The 15,551-nt window shown below is 60.2% G+C and carries 10 protein-coding genes and 1 pseudogene; 8 read left to right on the top strand and 3 right to left on the bottom strand.

Features of this window, described 5'->3' with window-relative positions:
* The first annotated feature begins 36 nt into the window (after nucleotides 1-36).
* The 3 genes from ABVK50_RS03110 to ABVK50_RS03120 are packed head-to-tail and all read left to right on the top strand — an operon-like array spanning nucleotide 37 to nucleotide 5,760.
* Nucleotides 37-5,376, top strand: coding sequence for an SDR family NAD(P)-dependent oxidoreductase (locus tag ABVK50_RS03110; protein ID WP_353642843.1), 5,340 nt, complete (start codon nucleotides 37-39; stop codon nucleotides 5,374-5,376).
* 38 nt (nucleotides 5,377-5,414) lie between these two features.
* Nucleotides 5,415-5,654: a hypothetical protein gene (locus ABVK50_RS03115; RefSeq protein ID WP_353642842.1), complete on the top strand. Its 240-nt coding sequence runs from the start codon at nucleotides 5,415-5,417 to the stop codon at nucleotides 5,652-5,654.
* Entirely contained in the window at nucleotides 5,626-5,760 is a 135-nt protein-coding gene (locus ABVK50_RS03120) for a hypothetical protein (RefSeq protein ID WP_353642841.1), read from the top strand. The genes ABVK50_RS03115 and ABVK50_RS03120 overlap by 29 nt, the downstream gene beginning before the upstream one ends.
* 373 nt (nucleotides 5,761-6,133) lie before the next feature.
* Here the strand turns inward: ABVK50_RS03120 and ABVK50_RS03125 are convergent.
* The 3 genes and pseudogenes from ABVK50_RS03125 to ABVK50_RS03135 all read right to left on the bottom strand — a co-directional run.
* Nucleotides 6,134-6,802 (bottom strand): annotated as a pseudogene (locus ABVK50_RS03125) (IS5 family transposase); the annotation flags it as partial.
* A 287-nt stretch (nucleotides 6,803-7,089) separates the two neighbouring features.
* Nucleotides 7,090-7,500, bottom strand: coding sequence for an acyl-CoA thioesterase (locus ABVK50_RS03130; protein WP_353642840.1), 411 nt, complete (start codon nucleotides 7,498-7,500; stop codon nucleotides 7,090-7,092).
* A gap of 409 nt (nucleotides 7,501-7,909) precedes the next feature.
* On the bottom strand, nucleotides 7,910-8,626 hold the full coding sequence (locus ABVK50_RS03135; RefSeq protein WP_353642839.1) for a GntR family transcriptional regulator: 717 nt from the start codon (nucleotides 8,624-8,626) through the stop codon (nucleotides 7,910-7,912).
* A gap of 171 nt (nucleotides 8,627-8,797) precedes the next feature.
* Here ABVK50_RS03135 and ABVK50_RS03140 point away from each other — a divergent pair, with 171 nt between their 5' ends.
* The 5 genes from ABVK50_RS03140 to ABVK50_RS03160 are packed head-to-tail and all read left to right on the top strand — an operon-like array spanning nucleotide 8,798 to nucleotide 15,519.
* Entirely contained in the window at nucleotides 8,798-10,807 is a 2,010-nt protein-coding gene (locus ABVK50_RS03140; RefSeq protein ID WP_353642838.1) for a hydantoinase/oxoprolinase family protein, read from the top strand.
* Nucleotides 10,807-12,561 carry a hydantoinase B/oxoprolinase family protein gene (locus ABVK50_RS03145; RefSeq protein ID WP_353642837.1) on the top strand — a complete coding sequence of 585 codons (1,755 nt, stop codon included), beginning with the start codon at nucleotides 10,807-10,809 and terminating at the stop codon, nucleotides 12,559-12,561. The genes ABVK50_RS03140 and ABVK50_RS03145 overlap by 1 nt, the downstream gene beginning before the upstream one ends.
* Nucleotides 12,558-13,448 carry a 3-keto-5-aminohexanoate cleavage protein gene (locus ABVK50_RS03150; protein ID WP_353642836.1) on the top strand — a complete coding sequence of 297 codons (891 nt, stop codon included), beginning with the start codon at nucleotides 12,558-12,560 and terminating at the stop codon, nucleotides 13,446-13,448. Before ABVK50_RS03145 ends, ABVK50_RS03150 begins: the two co-directional genes overlap by 4 nt.
* On the top strand, nucleotides 13,445-14,221 hold the full coding sequence (locus tag ABVK50_RS03155; RefSeq protein ID WP_353642835.1) for an SDR family oxidoreductase: 777 nt from the start codon (nucleotides 13,445-13,447) through the stop codon (nucleotides 14,219-14,221). The genes ABVK50_RS03150 and ABVK50_RS03155 overlap by 4 nt, the downstream gene beginning before the upstream one ends.
* A 35-nt stretch (nucleotides 14,222-14,256) precedes the next feature.
* Complete coding sequence (locus tag ABVK50_RS03160; RefSeq protein ID WP_353642834.1) at nucleotides 14,257-15,519, top strand: ABC transporter substrate-binding protein; 1,263 nt, start codon at nucleotides 14,257-14,259, stop codon at nucleotides 15,517-15,519.
* Nucleotides 15,520-15,551 lie beyond the last annotated feature (32 nt).

Raw genomic sequence — 15,551 nt, forward strand, 5'->3', positions numbered from 1 at the left:
AAAGAGCAGAAAAACCGGAGCAGCGACGAGGTAAAAATGAACGGCCCCATTCACAGAGCTGCCCCCATAGCGATTATTGGCATGGCCTGCCGGTTCCCCGATGCTGATACGCCCAAGGCGTTCTGGGAAAACATTGTTGCCGGACGCGAGAGCGTTCGTCAGTTGTCGGATGTTGAACTCGCCGGCGCGGGCGTCGAGCCCGAGGAGTGGGAAGCGGACGACTATATCCGCCGCGGCGCCCCACTTAAGGGCCTCGGCTACTTCGACGCTGACTTCTTCAGCATCACGCCTCGTGAGGCGGCTCTCCTCGATCCGCAGCACCGACTATTCCTGGAAAACATTTGGCACGCCATCGAAGATGCTGGCTACGCCGTCCGTTCGACCGAGATGACGACGGGCATTTATGCCGGCTCCGGCCCGAACAGCTATTTCGCCAGATGCGTAGCCGGCTTGCACGATTTCAGTAAGGAAGGCATGCTCGACACCATGTCCGGCTTCCAGGCCATGCTGGGAAACGACAAGGATTACCTGGCGACTCGGGCGGCCCATCGCCTCAACCTCATCGGTCCCGCCATCAACGTCCAAACAGCGTGTTCAACCTCACTCGTAAGTCTCCATCTGGCCTGCAGCGGTCTGCAGAACGGCGAATGCGACCTGGCGCTGGCGGGCGGTGTCACGGCAATCATTCCCGACGGTGCGGGCTATCGCTATCAAGAGGGCATGATCTTGTCCCGCGACGGGCACTGCCGTCCGTTCGATGCCGAGGCCAGCGGCACGGTGTTTTCGAGTGGCGTCGGCGTGCTTGCGCTTCGACGTCTCGGTGACGCGCTTGCCGATGGTGACACCATCCACGCTGTTATTCGCGGGTCGGCGATCAACAATGATGGAAACGACAAGATCAGCTTCTCGGCGCCGAGCATCGAGGGCCAATCGAGCGTCGTCGCAAGAGCACTCATGAACAGTTCGCTCGCGCCGGAAACGATCTCCTACCTGGAGACGCACGGAACGGGCACGAAACTGGGTGATCCGATCGAGATCGAAGCCCTCAGCGAAGTCTTCGCCGGTTTGCCGGCGGACGTCGCGCCGATTACTCTTGGTTCGGTGAAGGCCAATATCGGCCATACGATTGCCGCTTCCGGCGTCGCCGGTGTTATTAAGACGGTCATGGCACTGAAGTCGCGAACCTTGCCGCCGGCGGTCAATTTCAAGACGCCCAATCCGGAGATCGATTTCGATCGCCTTCCCTTCGCCGTGCCGGCGAGCGCTGTGCCCTGGGCGTCCCAGGGTCCGCGGCGCGCGGGCATCAGTTCGTTCGGCGTGGGCGGAACGAATGCCCATGTCATTTTGGAGGAAGCACCGAGCGAGAGGAACGGTTCATCTCAGCCGGGCGATGCGCCGCACCACCCGGACGTGCCTCGTACGCTGAACATTTCGGCACGCACGCCACAGGCCTTGGGCGCCATGGCCAAGAGTTTTGCCTTGCGACTCGATACGGCACAGCCCAACGAGCGCGACGCCATCTGCTTTACCGCGAACACCGCCCGCCGCGCTTTTGAGTTTCGGAGTTTCGCGACCGGTCGGACAACCAGGGGATTGGCCGAGAGTCTTCGCGCAAGCGATTATGCCCACGTCGATGTCTCCAAACACGTGATTCCCGCCGCCCTGTTCACCGGACAGGGCGGCCAGGGCGAAGCTATGGGGCGCGGACTCTACGAGAGCGATCCGATCTTCCGCGAAGCCTTCGACGCCTGTGACGCGGTGGTCGCACGGCTTCGCAAACACGGATTGGGCGACATCCTTTACGGCGACGGGACGCTCGCCCATTTCGTTCACGATACGGAATATACCCAACCCGCCCTGTTCGCGATCGAACTCGCACTCGCCCGAGTTCTCGAGGCTAGGGGCTTCGTCCCAGAGATCGTCATGGGCCACAGCATCGGAGAATACGTGGCGGCCCATCTTGCCGGCGTGTTCTCACTCGAGGACGGGCTGAAGCTGATCACCAAGCGCGGGGAACTGATGGGTCGGCTTCCGCGCAATGGCGGTATGGTCGTCCTGACGGCTGATCCGGACACAGCCCATCAGATGATCCGAAACGCCGAAGTCAAGCTCGCCATCGCGGCCGAGAACGGACCAGCCAGTACGGTTGTCGCGGGCGAGACGGACGCACTTGAAACGCTGATCAAGGTCGCCAAGGAAAAAGGCGTCCGCACGACGCAGTTGAAGGTCTCGCACGCCTTTCATTCCCATCTCATGGATCCGATCCTCGAACAGTTTGAGGCGTTCGCGAGCACCCTCGATTTTTCCAAGCCAGACGGCCGACTGATCAGTGCTAAGACGGGTAAGATCGCCGGTGAGGAAGTCGCTGATGCGCGCTACTGGACCGACCACGTTCGCCAGCCCGTCCTGTTCCATCGGGGCATAATGACGGCAAAGGAAATTGGGGCGAATCTCTTCGTTGAAATCGGACCGCACCCGGTCCTCACGCCGATGGCGCAGGCGGCCCTAGATGGCATTGCCTCGCCCTCGCAATTCGTCTCGAGCCTCAATCGCACCCGCAATGACGCAGAGGTTCTCGCCGAGACGGCGGGCCGCCTTTTCGTCGCCGGCCTTCCGATCGATACGCTCACCGATCTGCCGGATAATGAACGCCGGCTCGTCGATCTTCCGCTCTATCCCTTCGAGCGTCAGCATCACTGGATCGGCACGAAAGCGAGCGACCGGCTGGCATGGCACTGCCGCCGCGAATGGCACGTGGAAAAGCAGTCGGCGCCGCAACTGCCGAAAGACAAGGCCCTCTGGATTATCTTGGGCAATCCCCTCGGTCTCGCCGGACGTTTGGCTCAGGCGATCGAGGCGAAGCGCGAAGGGCCCAGACAGACAGCGGTCGTTCTTTCAAATGTCGAAACAGGTCTATGTGGCGGTGTGCTCGACGAGTGTGTCGCGGGGATGATCGTCACCCCTGAGAGGGCGGAAGGCGCGTCAAGTGGACAGATCGTCGAGGCGGCGCACAGCCACGCCGCCACCCTCATGCAGTTCGTCCAGACGGTTCAGGCAGCCAACAGGCATGGCAATCTGACGAAAGCGAAGATTTGGGTCGTCGGCCAGTCCGGCCATACCGTGCCGCATACAGACACACCAATTCCGGACGCCGCTCGTCCAGCCTCACTGGTCAGCGCCTCACTGCATGGCATGGCGATGGTGCTCGCGAGCGAAGATCCCGATCTGTGGGGGGGTGACATCGACCTTGGCGCGGAGCCGAGTGACGCAGAGATCGCGGTCGCGATTGGCATTCTTTTCGGTGGCTCTGGGTTGGAGACCGCCTACGCCGTGCGCGGCGAGGAACGCTACGTCCTGCGCCTAAGCGAAAGCGGCGATGTCGGTACGGATTGCGCGGTCGATCCGCAGAAGATCTATCTCGTCACCGGCGGGCTTGGCGCTCTCGGATCCCTAATGGCCGAATGGCTGATCAATCGCGGTGCGCGCCGCCTCGTGCTTCTCAACAGGGACGTCGCGGACGGCGCCAAAAAGGAACGGCTCGAAGCCCTGCGCCGTTCAGGCGCTGAGATCGCGGCGCATGCAGTTGACATCGCCGACCAGGTCGGAGTCGAGCGAATCCTGGGCGATCTCTCGGAGGCGGGCCATCAACTCGGCGGGATCATCCACACCGCCGGCATCGTTCAGGACGCCACGCTCGGATCGATCGAGGAGGCGAGCGAACTCGAACGCGCACTCCGCGCCAAGCTCCAGGGTACGCTCGTTCTCGACAATGCGAGCCGTCGCTTCTCACCCGACTTCTTCGTCTGCTTCTCCTCGGTTAGCGCGCTTCTCGGTATGAAGGGCCAAGCGGCTTACGTGGCGGCCAATGCCGCCATGAACCGCATCGTCGAGGGCCGCAACGCCGAGGGTCTGCCAGGTGTCAGCATCGAGTGGGGTCCGTGGGCGGAAACCGGGATGGCATCCGGACTCGACGAGCGCCTGCGCAAGCGCCTGACCGATTTCGGCCTGCTCGCGATCCGCAACCGGGAGGCGATCGAGCGGCTGGAGGGCCTGTTCGCCTCAACTGGCACGCTCACCGCAGCGCCGATCCTGTGGCGACGTTTCGCCAAGAAGCAGTACGGGGACACGCCGGCTTGGCTCACGTCTCTGTCGAATGTGCAGAAGAATCCGCAGGCTGCCAATGACGACGAGGCGACGGATCCACTTGCGCGGCGCTTCGGCTCGGTCGCGCCGAGCGAACGCGGTCAGGCGATCGAAAGCTTCCTGCGCGGAGAAGTCGCCCGTGTGCTCGGCATCGCCGATCCGGACAGGCTGCGGATGGACGAAGCACTCAACCAGATGGGATTCGACTCCTTGGCTACAATTGAGTTCCGCAACGAGCTCGCCAAGACCGGCATCAAGGTTTCACTTCAGAACCTCGTGATGGGTGCCTCTATCGCGGAGATCGCGGTCTATACTGAGACACAGGTGACCGCCGCTCTCGGGGGCGTTGCGGATGGCGAGGCGGTACCGACCGCGCCGGTCGCCGCCGCCAGCGCCCAGGGCTACGACAAGAGCGCGGTGATCATTCCGCGTCCGAAGCCTGACGCGCCGATCCGCCTGGTCGGCTTTCCCTATGCCGGCGGCGGCCCGCTCGTATTCCAGCGCTGGATCGACAAGATGCCGGATCACATAGAGTTCGGCATCCTGCAGATGCCAGGCCGCAGCGCGCGCCTGGAAGAGGGCTTCTGGATGCGGATGGAGGACATGGTCGATGGCATCGTGCCGGAGATGCTGCCCTTCCTTAAGGAAAAACCCTTCGCCTTCCTCGGGTTTTGCTATGGCGGCGTCCAGGCCTTCGAGGTTGCCCAGCGGGTGCGCCGCGATCACGGGATGGAGCCGGAACACTTCTTCGTGGCCGGTGGTCGCTCGCCACAGATTTACAATGACGACCAGTTCGCCATCGACGTCCAGCAGTTCAATCACGAGACCGGCAAGTCTGAACACGAACTCGACGAGAGCGAGTTCGTCGAGATGCTAAAGGAGGTAAATTTCGCCAACAACAAGGCGCTGTTCGAAGATCCCGAAATGCGCGCGATGATGCTTCCAATTATCCAAGCGGACTACGAGACCAACAACGCCTACCGCTACGGTTCCCATCCTCCGCTCGACGCCCCAATCACCGCGATAGGAGGCCGCATCGACCCCTATGTTACGGGCGACCACATTATCGGCTGGAAAGAGCATACCACGAAGCAGTTCAAGGCGCATTTTTGCGCCGGCGATCACTTTTTCATGGAACACCAGATCGAACTCCTTACGCGCATCGTTATCGAAGACCTTCAGCCCGTCGTCCAGCGGTTGGCCGCCGGGGGAGAGCGCCAGCAGGCGGGATGACCTGACCACCGGTTTCGAGCTAAGACAGATGCTTCCCCATGCTCGCCTCGGCCGAAAACATCGTCATCGGCTATGAGCCAGGAAACAGCTACGGTGATTGGGGAGCTTGCTTCTGGCAAACGTCGAGAAATGGCAAGCTGGTTTGCGTCGGCGGCGTCGGCACAGGGTTCAATGCGCGGACCGGTGCAGAGATGATGCGCCGGCTCCAAGCCATTCAGGCGGAAGATACGCCGATCTCCTGGTCTCAAATTGAACGGAGCGGTTTGGGCCCAGCCTGAGATCATTGTCGACATAGAATACCGGGGTTGGACCCAGGACCACCAACTCCGGCATTCATCGTTCAAGGGAATTCGCGAAGACCGGTCGGTCTGCGAATTTCTTTGAGCTCCGCCCGGTGAAGGCTGGCGGTCATCTGCCATGGGCGGAACCGACGTCAGCCGGGCGCATATCCGTCGTTCAAAAGTGTCGCTGGCATTCAGTGAGGCGCGCGCCGGCTAGCTCGAGGAGCGCGTAGGCTATCTCTTGCTCGGTCCAGCCGTATTCCGCTGCACGCTCAGCCAATTCGTGGAAGGCCGGTTCCAAGGCGAGCTGGCATTGAAGGCCGCGATCCCGATGGTCGGCTGGGCAGCTTGGTTCCACGATCGCAACGCTTGATCGCTTCATTGCAGCCATGGGCTCTCGCCCCTCTCCTCTTGCCACACGAGGCGCGCTAGATAGCTCACGTGTTGTTGTTGGTGGGCGCGCCGGCAACCGCTTCATCGATTGAGGCATGGTTTTTGTAGCCGAAGGCGGGAACGGCAATATCGCGCTGCTTCGTCTTTCCCTCCCCATCGGCCTTGGCCTTCGAGAACTTCACCGTCCAGCGCGCGTCGCGGTCCTTCTGTCGCAGTTTGGCTGGTTTGTTCTTCCATTCCTCCGGCACCTTGTCCGCCTTGATGTCGGCCTTTTCAGCATCGGAATTGCGCTGCTTCGGCGCCGCCACGATGGTGGCATCGACGATCTGGCCACCCATGGCCAGGTAGCCAGCCTTCGTGAGGTGCTTGTCAAAGCGGGCGAACAGGTTCTCCACCGCGCGGGCCTGCGTGAGGTGCTCCCTAAACAACCAGATCGTCTTGGCATCCGGCACCTTGTCGCCGAGCCCCAGCCCGAGAAAGCGCATGAAGGACAGCCGGTCCTGAATCTGGAATTCGGCCTGGTCGTCAGACAGCCCATAAAGCGCCTGCAGAACCAGGACCTTGAACATCATCACCGGATCGTACGGCGGTCGGCCACCCTTGGCGCCATCGGAGCGCTTCAGCGCCTTGGCCACCGGCTTGCGGAATACATCCCACGGAACCACTGCATTCAGCTTCTCCAGCGGATCACCCGCTTCGCTCAGCCGCACATAGCGCTCATCAATGTCCCAGAACCCTGCCTGTCCCCGCATCGCCTGCCTCCGCAAATCAATGCCAGGATTCAATCAAAATCGCGGTCCAAAGGCGAGGGTTTTTAGAGATGTCCGGTTGCGTAATGTGGCTTTGGTAGAGATGTGGCGTCGGCCGCCGCGGGCCAGAGACGGCAGGCCGGTATGGATGCCGAGCGCCACATCTCTACCGAAGCTACATTATGCATCAAATGTGTTCGAGCACATTTAATGCGGGAATTCCGCTCGTCCGGATCTGTGCGGGGGGGGGCCCAGCATGGGCATCCCTACCGCGATAGCTGCCTGCCCTGCTACGCGGCAAACAATAGCTCCGCGCGAGTGACGACGGCTGCACCTAGTTCGCTCGATTCACGTCGTTGGAGATTAAACCGAACCGAGACGCAGCTCTCCACCGCAGCAGTCTCACCATTGGACGAATTCGTCATGACGTGCCGAATCGTGACCGAACTTCTCCCAATTTTTGTGACCGAAGACCGGATTTTGAGAATGGTTCCTGCGCTCACCTCCGCGCGAAAATCGGTCTCGGTCCTGACGTCTGCCCATCCAAGGGAGCCTTGGCGGTCATCAACATCTAAGAACCGCAAGACGACCAATGTAGCGTCGTCGAACATGGCCGCGTAAAATCGGCGGTTCATATGACCAAACTCGTCGCACATCCATGGCTGCGCGACGGCAATAAAAATATCTATCTCGTTAATCAAAATATTCCTCCCTACGGAATTGTCGTATCGTCAGGATAACCCGGCTTGGCCATTCACTCTGACACCGCTGAATTAGTCATGGGCAGCGAGGATGCTAGCTTCACTTTGAATCGCGCCCACTCACCTTTTCGGACTACCCGCTCTGAGTTACCCGAGAAGCAATGCCCAACCGAAACAGCGGCAGGTATCGCGTGAAAGGAGGCTGGCGAGTCCTAATGAGCGACGACGGGCATCGGAATGCCTGAGCCCCAACTCGCCCGACGCCGAGGGTCACTCGCTACCAGCGTCGATCCATATCATCCCACCGCCAAGCACCGTCCCTCGCAACGCGCGGGTCGTTTTATAATTCTGCCATATGCGTTCGTCCTTCTGGAGATCAACGCATAACCCAGGAATTGCGGTCCAAGTGTTACGGTGCGCTCGATCTAGAGCTGTGCGCTTTCTGTATTTTTGTAGACAAAGCTGTCGCGATAGCATCCCCAGCTTCCTGCAGGTCGGCGACTAGGTTCTGAACAGCTGTGGCGCTGTCGCCCAATCTCACGGCGGCAATTATTTTTGCGTGATGCCGATGCCCGGAGAACGACATTGGAGTCGCCTTCAACAGGCTCAACAAAGGCCCATAACGCATCCAAAGCAATTCAATCAGGTTCACAAGTTCAGGATTTCCGCATCGTTCATACAGCGAAAAATGAAACTTGTGATTCAGTTGCAGATACGCCCGCGTCCCTAATGCGCCACGCTCCGCTTCAGTGTCCATGCGGGTATTTATCTGGGCCAGCTGATCGGCAAGCCCGTTCTCGCCGCGCTCGATTGTCATCGCCACCGCTTTGCCTTCAAGATCTGTTCGAAGGGTAAGCAGATTGCGAAGACGCTCAACGCTCGCTTCGGGAATGAAGGGAGTTCGCCTCGTCTCGGCCTGCAGCGCGCGAGCCATGACAAGTCTATTGAGGGCCTCTCGAACCGGCATGTGGCTTGTGCCGAATGCGGTGGCCAGGTCATCGAGCTTCAGCTTCTGACCAGGTGCAAACTCGGCCATCATGATTGAACGAGTTAGCTCTGCATAAACATGTTCCAAATCTGAGTTTCTTGGCCGCGGCCGAAGCACCTGAAACTTGGTCCCTGGCATTTTCACTCCTGATCTCCATGACACGGATGTGAGCATAACGCTAATAATATGTTTGATCAACGATCAAAAATGGTTAGGTGCCGTGCCTTTGATCTCTCGTGAAAAACAGGATTGACACAAGTTATTTAATAAGCAATTCTTTGATCAACGATCAAAAAAAGGGGAACTGGAATGTGGAAAGTTGGTATTGATGTAGGAGGGACTTTCACGGACCTCTTCGCGGTCAACAGGGCGACCGGCGAAGAGCGAACCGGTAAAGTTCTGACGACCCCTGAGGAAAGGTCCCGCGGTGTCTTGAGCGCCATCGCAAATGCCGGCATCGCACCGAATGAAATTGAGCTGCTTGTCCACGGCACTACGACGGCGACCAACGCGCTGATCGAGCGCACCTTCCCGGATGCTGCGATGATCACGACGGAAGGCTTTCGCGACGTGCTCGAAATCGGCCGAATGCACCGCGAACATCTTTATCGGCCCTATCAAACCAAGCCTGAGCCTCTGATCCGTCGTCGGCATCGCTACACGATCAACGAAAGAACCAATGCGTTGGGGAAGGTTGAGAAGGAAATTGATGGTGCAGAGCTTCAGCCCATTGTCGAGGCCATCGCAGCGGCAGGCATCAAGTCCGTGGCTATCTGCTTGATCAACTCCTACGCGAACCCGGCAAACGAGCGTAAGGTCGCAGAAATCATCACGGCGGCGTTGCCCGGCGTGCGGGCAGTTCCCTCCGCGGATGTCAAGCCGGTGTTCCGAGAGCACACGCGCTTCACGCTGGCTTCGGTTAGAGCTACGATCCTACCGGTGATGGCCGACTATTTCGAGCGTCTTGAGGCCCGGCTCCGTGAAGCGGAATTTACCGGCAATCTCATGATCCTGAAGAGCAATGGCGGGATGATGTCCGTCAACCAGGCTCGTCTCCGTGTCGAGGAACTGGTGGAGTCGGGGCCTGCGGGCGGCGTCGGATATGCGTCCGAGATAGCGCACACTGCGAGCTCGGTGAACATCATTCATACCGACATGGGCGGAACGAGCTTCGACGCGTCCATCGTCGAGGATGGCCAAGGCCTCATCACCCGCGAATATGAAATAGAGTTCGACATTCCGGTCGCAGTGCCGATGCTTGATATCCGCTCAATCGGCGCCGGTGGGGGGTCGATCGGCTGGATTGACAGCGGTGGCTCACTCCGCGTCGGCCCCATGTCCGCAAGTTCGGTTCCCGGGCCTGCCTGCTATGGGCGAGGTGGAACGCGGCCGACGATCACGGACGCAAATCTGGTGCTCGGCAGGATTAGCCCAGACCTTTCGGGTAAATTCAAGCTGGACGTGGTAGCGGCTCGCGCAGCCGTAGAGACCGTTTCGTCTCAGTTGAAACTTAGCATCGAGGAATGTGCCGAAGGCATGCTGCGGATCGCGACTGAGGCTATGGCACAAGCCGTCAAGCTTGTCCTTGCGTCTCGCGGCCGAGATCCTCGCGATTTCGCGCTTGCGAGTTTTGGCGGAGCAGGACCGCTGCACACGTGCGCAGTCGCCGAGGCGCTCGGCACGCCGACGGTCATCGTCCCCAGATACTCCGGTGTTGCCTCTGCTTATGGAGCGCTGCGACTGGCAATCAAGCACGACGAAGAAGTTTTCTACTACGCCCCGCTCGTCGCCAAGGAGCTCGATGAAATCGGCCTCCGCTTGAAGAACCTGGGTGATGCAGCCGTCGAAGCCCTTCTTGGGCAGGGCGCCAGCGCAGACGGCGTGCAGGTTAGCTTCGTGATGCGCATGCGGTATGCGGGTCAGACTTTCGAAGTGGACGTCGTGCAGGACCGGGGTGCTATCGAGCGACGCGACCTTGATCGCCTGGCTGAGGCCTTCCACGGTGCGCACAAGAGAGAGTTCGGTGTCCGGTCGGACGATTTCCCCGTGGAGATTGTCGCACTGGCAGTGACGGCGGAAGCGCCATCACCCGCTGGCATTCTGCAATCTAGTACGAGTTCCGCGATCGGCTCGCCACGTCAGGCTGAACGCAAGGTCTGGTTTGGCGGCTGGACCGACAGCCTGGTTCACGACGCCGCCGGCGCGGTCGAGGTCAGCGGCCCCGCTCTCATTGAAGATCCGCACACCAGCATCGTCATTCCACCGGGTTGGGTGGCACGCTTTGACTACGCCCGCAACTGCATTTTGGAGAGGTCATAATGGTTACCTCAATCGACCCAATCACGTTCGAAGTGCTTCGCAACACGTTCGAGCATGTTTGCCGCCGCATGACGGTGATTCTGCAGAAGTCATCCTTCTCGCCGATCCTTTCGGAAAATCTCGACTTTTCGAACGCGATCTATGACCCCGCGCTGCGTCTGGTCGGTCAGACTGCAAACTGCCCCGTTCATCTGGCGGCGATGCATTTCAGCGTCCAGGCCGTGGCGCGGAAGTTCGGCATCGAGACGCTTCGGCCGGGTGATGTGGTGGTGCTGAATGACCCCTATGACGGCGGCACCCACATCAACGATGTGACGCTGACCATGCCTGTCTTTTATGAAGACATGCTTATCGGTTTCGCGGTAAGCCGCGGTCACTGGATGGATCTTGGGGGGGGCGGGCCTGGTGGCCAGGGCTTCGGGACGCACGTCGCCGGTGAAGGGCTTCGGCTTCCCCCACTGAAGCTCTATCGCAACTATGAGGTCGATCCGGACCTTCTCGAAATCCTGCTGCGAAACACGCGCACGCCGCATTACATCCGCGGCGACCTGCAAGCCCACATGGGCGCTCTGCTGGCTGCCGAGGATGAACTCCAGGCTACCGCGCGCAAATACGGCCGCGCGACCCTGCTCCAGGGAATGGACGACATGATCCGCTACACCGAACGAATCGTTCGCGCAGAAATCGAAAAGATACCGGATGGTGTCTACGAAGGCGCCGACTACGCGGATTCCGATGGCATCACCGATGCCAAGGTCTGGGCGCGCGTCAAGCTGACGGTATCGGGCTCAAACCTGCACGTTGATTTCGCGGGCAGCGATCCCCAGGTTGCCGGTGCGATCAATTCGCCGTTCGCGAACACAACCGCCGCCGTGTACACTGCTTTGCAGTTCTTCCTGGCGCCTGACGCTCCGCCGAATGCCGGCATGTTTGCGCCAATCACATTGAGCCTTCCGGATGACTGCTGGCTGAATGCGCGCTGGCCCGCTCCCGTCGTCGGCTGCACCACGGTAACCTCCGGCAAAGTGCAGAGCGCGATCTGGCAGGCGATGGCAAAGGCCATTCCCGATCTTGCGATCGCTCCTACATGCGCTGATGCAAACTGGTTCGTTGCCGCGGTTCGCGGTCCCGGTGGGCGCATCGATGTCTTCTCGGACATCCCGGCGGGCGGCTGGGGCGGAACGCCGTACAATGACGGGATGAATGTGACTCTGGATCCGTTGGGCAACTGCACCAACATGCCAGCGGAAGCGGCCGAGTTGCTTTACCCAGTCGTCGTCGAAGCCTTCGACCTTCGCCAGGATTCCGGCGGCCCGGGCGAGAACCGGGGCGGTCTGGGCGCGCGGTTCAAGTTCCGCTTTCTCAATGGCGGCGAGCTTTCGATCGAGACATCCAGAACCATCGAGGGAAGCCCTGGCGTAAACGGCGGCAGCATGAGTCCCGTTCAGGTGCTGGTGCAGGAATATGGCGATGGGCGCCGCGAGATCATCGGTGGCCCGAGGCCGGATGGCACCTGGCGCTCTCCGCTTCTGTCATCCCACAAATTCGGGCCGAACGAAGCATTCGAATTCCTGTCCACAGGTGGCGGCGGCTGGGGCGTTGCGCGCTCCCGAAATCCTGAGCGTGTCCGCGAAGACGTGATCGACGGCTACATTTCGGCGGAAGCCGCACGCCGGGACTACGGCGTGGCGATCGACCCCAAAACTCTTGAAATTCTTTCAGACGAAACCTCCAAGCTGAGACAACAAGCATGAACAACGAAATCTTTATCACCTGTGCCGTTACCGGCGCCGGGGCGGGCCCCAAGAAGAACCCGCATGTCCCCGTGACTCCAGAGCAGATCGCGGCCGACGTCTTGGCCGTTGCCGAAGCCGGAGCCGCGATCGCGCATGTCCATGTTCGCGATCCGGAGACGACGGACGGAAGTCGCGATGTCAAACTCTATGCAGAAGTGCTTGAGCGCGTTCGTGACCGCAACAAGGACATCATCGTCAACATGACGGCGGGCATGGGCGGCGACCTCGTTCTCGACGCCGAGTATCCGACCAAGGCCGTCGTTGGCACAGATCTCGTCAACCAGAAAACCCGGCTCCTCCACGTCGAGGCGCTGCGGCCCAACATCTGCACGCTCGACTGCGGCTCATACAACGTCGGTGAAGGCAATCTGGTCTACATTTCCACGCCCGAGCAAATTCGCGAAGGTGCGGCTTTGATCCGGGGTTACGGTGTAAAACCCGAGCTCGAGGTATTCGACCTCGGCCACCTTGACTTCGTCATGAAGCTCATCGGCGAAGGCGCGTTCGCCGAGCCTGCAATGATCCAATTTTGCCTGGGCGTGAATTGGGGCGCTCCGGCCACCACGACGGCAATGAAGGCCATGGCGGACGCAGCCCGCGGCGCCGACGTTGTCTGGTCCGCCTTCGGCGTTGGCCGCATGCAGATGCCGATGGTCGCCCAGGCCGTTCTGCTTGGTGGGAACGTGCGTGTCGGTCTCGAAGACAATATCTGGCTCGACCGGGGTGTTCCGGCGACGAATGTCGTGCTTGTGCAGCGTGCGCGCGAAATCGTCGAACGCATGGGTGTGCGGATTATGTCATCCGCCGCGACCCGCGATCGCCTTGGATTGGGAGCAGCAGCATGAGCCCTCTCTCTGGCAAGCGCGCGATCATCACTGCCGGTGCCAGCGGTATTGGCAGGGTCGTCGCGAAGAAAATGATTGAAGCCGGTGCGCGGGTCGCAGTCTGTGACATTGATCCCGCTTCGGTTAGCTCGTTCTCCTCGGATTATCCCGAAGCCACTGCAGTCGTATGCGATGTGGCTGACCCCGCCAGCGTTCCGGCCGCTCTCCAGTCGATGCTCGCGGGATTGGGTGGCGGAGTGGACATCCTCTTCAACAATGCCGGCATTGCCGGTCCGACGGCTGCGATCGAGGACGTCTCGCCCGAGGACTGGGCGCGAACGGTCGATGTCAATCTCACCGCCCAGTTCTTGTTCATTCGCGGTGTGATGGCCGGGATGAAGACACAGCGGTCGGGGGTGATCCTCAACATGTCCTCGGCGGCAGGACGATTGGGCATGCCGATGAGGACGCCTTACGCGGCAGCCAAGTGGGCCGTGATCGGCCTTACCCAATCGCTCGCGATGGAGGTCGGCCAGTTCGGCATCCGCGTGAACGCAATCCTTCCCGGCTCAGTCCGTGGGCCGCGCATGGAGCGAGTGATGTCCGCCCGAGCAGAACTTACCGGACGCCCGCTCGCCGAAATCGAGGCCGAGGAAGTGGCGACGATATCACTGGGTCGAATGATCGAACCTGAGGAAATTGCGGATCTGGCGGTTTTCGTCGCGTCCGATGCAGGCAGATCAATCTCGGGGCAGTCATTGGGTGTGTGCGGTAACACCGAGATACTCAGGTAGAAAAATTGGGGAACTTCAACACAGGGAGAAGTGAAATGAACGTGCTTACAAGACTGCTGATTGCCGGCGTACTTGCCGGTGGTGCTCTAGGAACTTCGGCGGCCGCCGAAGATACGATCAAAGTTGGAGTGGTCCAGCCACAGGCAGGCGAGTGCGCTCAATGGGGCGTTCCGATTACTCGCGGTGTTCAGATTTGGGCAGAAGAATTCAACGCGAACGGCGGTATCGCCGACGCAACGGGCAAGAAGCATAAGATCGAGGTAACTGGCTACGACAACAATTGCTACACAGCCGGTGATGAGCTGAACGCTTTCCGCCGTGCAATTCTCGATGACAAGGTGAAATTCATTCTCCAGACCTTTACACCTGCCTCACGCCAGGCCGTCGCCGAGATCACCACCGAAAACAAGGTTCTGACAACAAGCTATGGTGCCGGCTATCTCGGCCCGAAGTACCCGTTCCTCATCGGTTCGGTCACCGGCTCACCGGCGTCATACATGTTTCTTGTCAGCCATCTCCTGGAGAGCCGGCCGGAGATCAAGCGTGTCGCAATCGTAACGGCCGACCACTCTTTCGGCCAGGCGGCGCTTGCCTATTACAAGGCAGGCCTCGCTCCCTACCTGGATCGCGTCGAGATCGTTTACTCGCAGCCCTACGATCCGGCATCAACGTCGGACATGCTCGGCCTGGCCACGCCGGTAATTGCATCCAATCCCGACCTTATCGTCGAGCTGGGCTTCACACCTGGACAGCAGGCCCTGTTCGTCGAATCGACGGAGCAGTTGGGCTACAAGGGTCTCTACGGCAGCGAAGGCTGGACCATGGGCCTGGTAACGGAACGTGTCCCGGCTGCAGAAGTAGCTGGCCGGATCTTCAGCGCTTATGTCGTCGATGCTTCCGAGCCGAACTTCAGCCCGCGCGTGTCGGCGTTCTATAAGACCTACGTCGAGAAGTTCGACGAGAAGGAATGGTCGGCGCTCGCGTCGGTCGCCTACGCAGCGATGACAACCATCGAGGCGGGGATACAGAAGTCCTCAGATCCCACCGGCGCAGGCGTGCGCGACGCGCTCTTCGCAAGCGATACCGTGGATCAGCCGCTTTTCGGACCTTCGCGCTGGGGTGGATCGGAAATCTTCGGTGCCAACAACTGGCTGATGACTCCACTCCCGGTCTACGTGACGGACGACAAGGGTGGTGTAAAGGTTACCGCCGTCGTTGATGTGGCTGCCTGGTGGAACGCTCACAAAGACGCAGCACTGCCAGCACTCTCTGAAGGCGGTCAAGTCTCGGCAAAGTGAGGCTTATCGGCATAGGTGGCCGCGGACGTGCC

It is taken from the genome of Mesorhizobium sp. WSM2240, from assembly GCF_040438645.1.
GTDB lineage: Bacteria > Pseudomonadota > Alphaproteobacteria > Rhizobiales > Rhizobiaceae > Allomesorhizobium.

What these genes read in the sequence shown, in the direction of transcription:
- ABVK50_RS03160 (WP_353642834.1), top strand. Translation starts at nt 14,257, where the DNA reads ATGAACGTGCTTACAAGACTGCTGATTGCCGGCGTACTTGCCGGTGGT.
- ABVK50_RS03145 (WP_353642837.1), top strand. Translation starts at nt 10,807, where the DNA reads ATGGTTACCTCAATCGACCCAATCACGTTCGAAGTGCTTCGCAACACG.
- ABVK50_RS03150 (WP_353642836.1), top strand. Translation starts at nt 12,558, where the DNA reads ATGAACAACGAAATCTTTATCACCTGTGCCGTTACCGGCGCCGGGGCG.
- ABVK50_RS03140 (WP_353642838.1), top strand. Translation starts at nt 8,798, where the DNA reads ATGTGGAAAGTTGGTATTGATGTAGGAGGGACTTTCACGGACCTCTTC.
- ABVK50_RS03135 (WP_353642839.1), bottom strand. Translation starts at nt 8,626, where the DNA reads ATGCCAGGGACCAAGTTTCAGGTGCTTCGGCCGCGGCCAAGAAACTCA.
- ABVK50_RS03155 (WP_353642835.1), top strand. Translation starts at nt 13,445, where the DNA reads ATGAGCCCTCTCTCTGGCAAGCGCGCGATCATCACTGCCGGTGCCAGC.
- ABVK50_RS03110 (WP_353642843.1), top strand. Translation starts at nt 37, where the DNA reads ATGAACGGCCCCATTCACAGAGCTGCCCCCATAGCGATTATTGGCATG.
- ABVK50_RS03115 (WP_353642842.1), top strand. Translation starts at nt 5,415, where the DNA reads ATGCTCGCCTCGGCCGAAAACATCGTCATCGGCTATGAGCCAGGAAAC.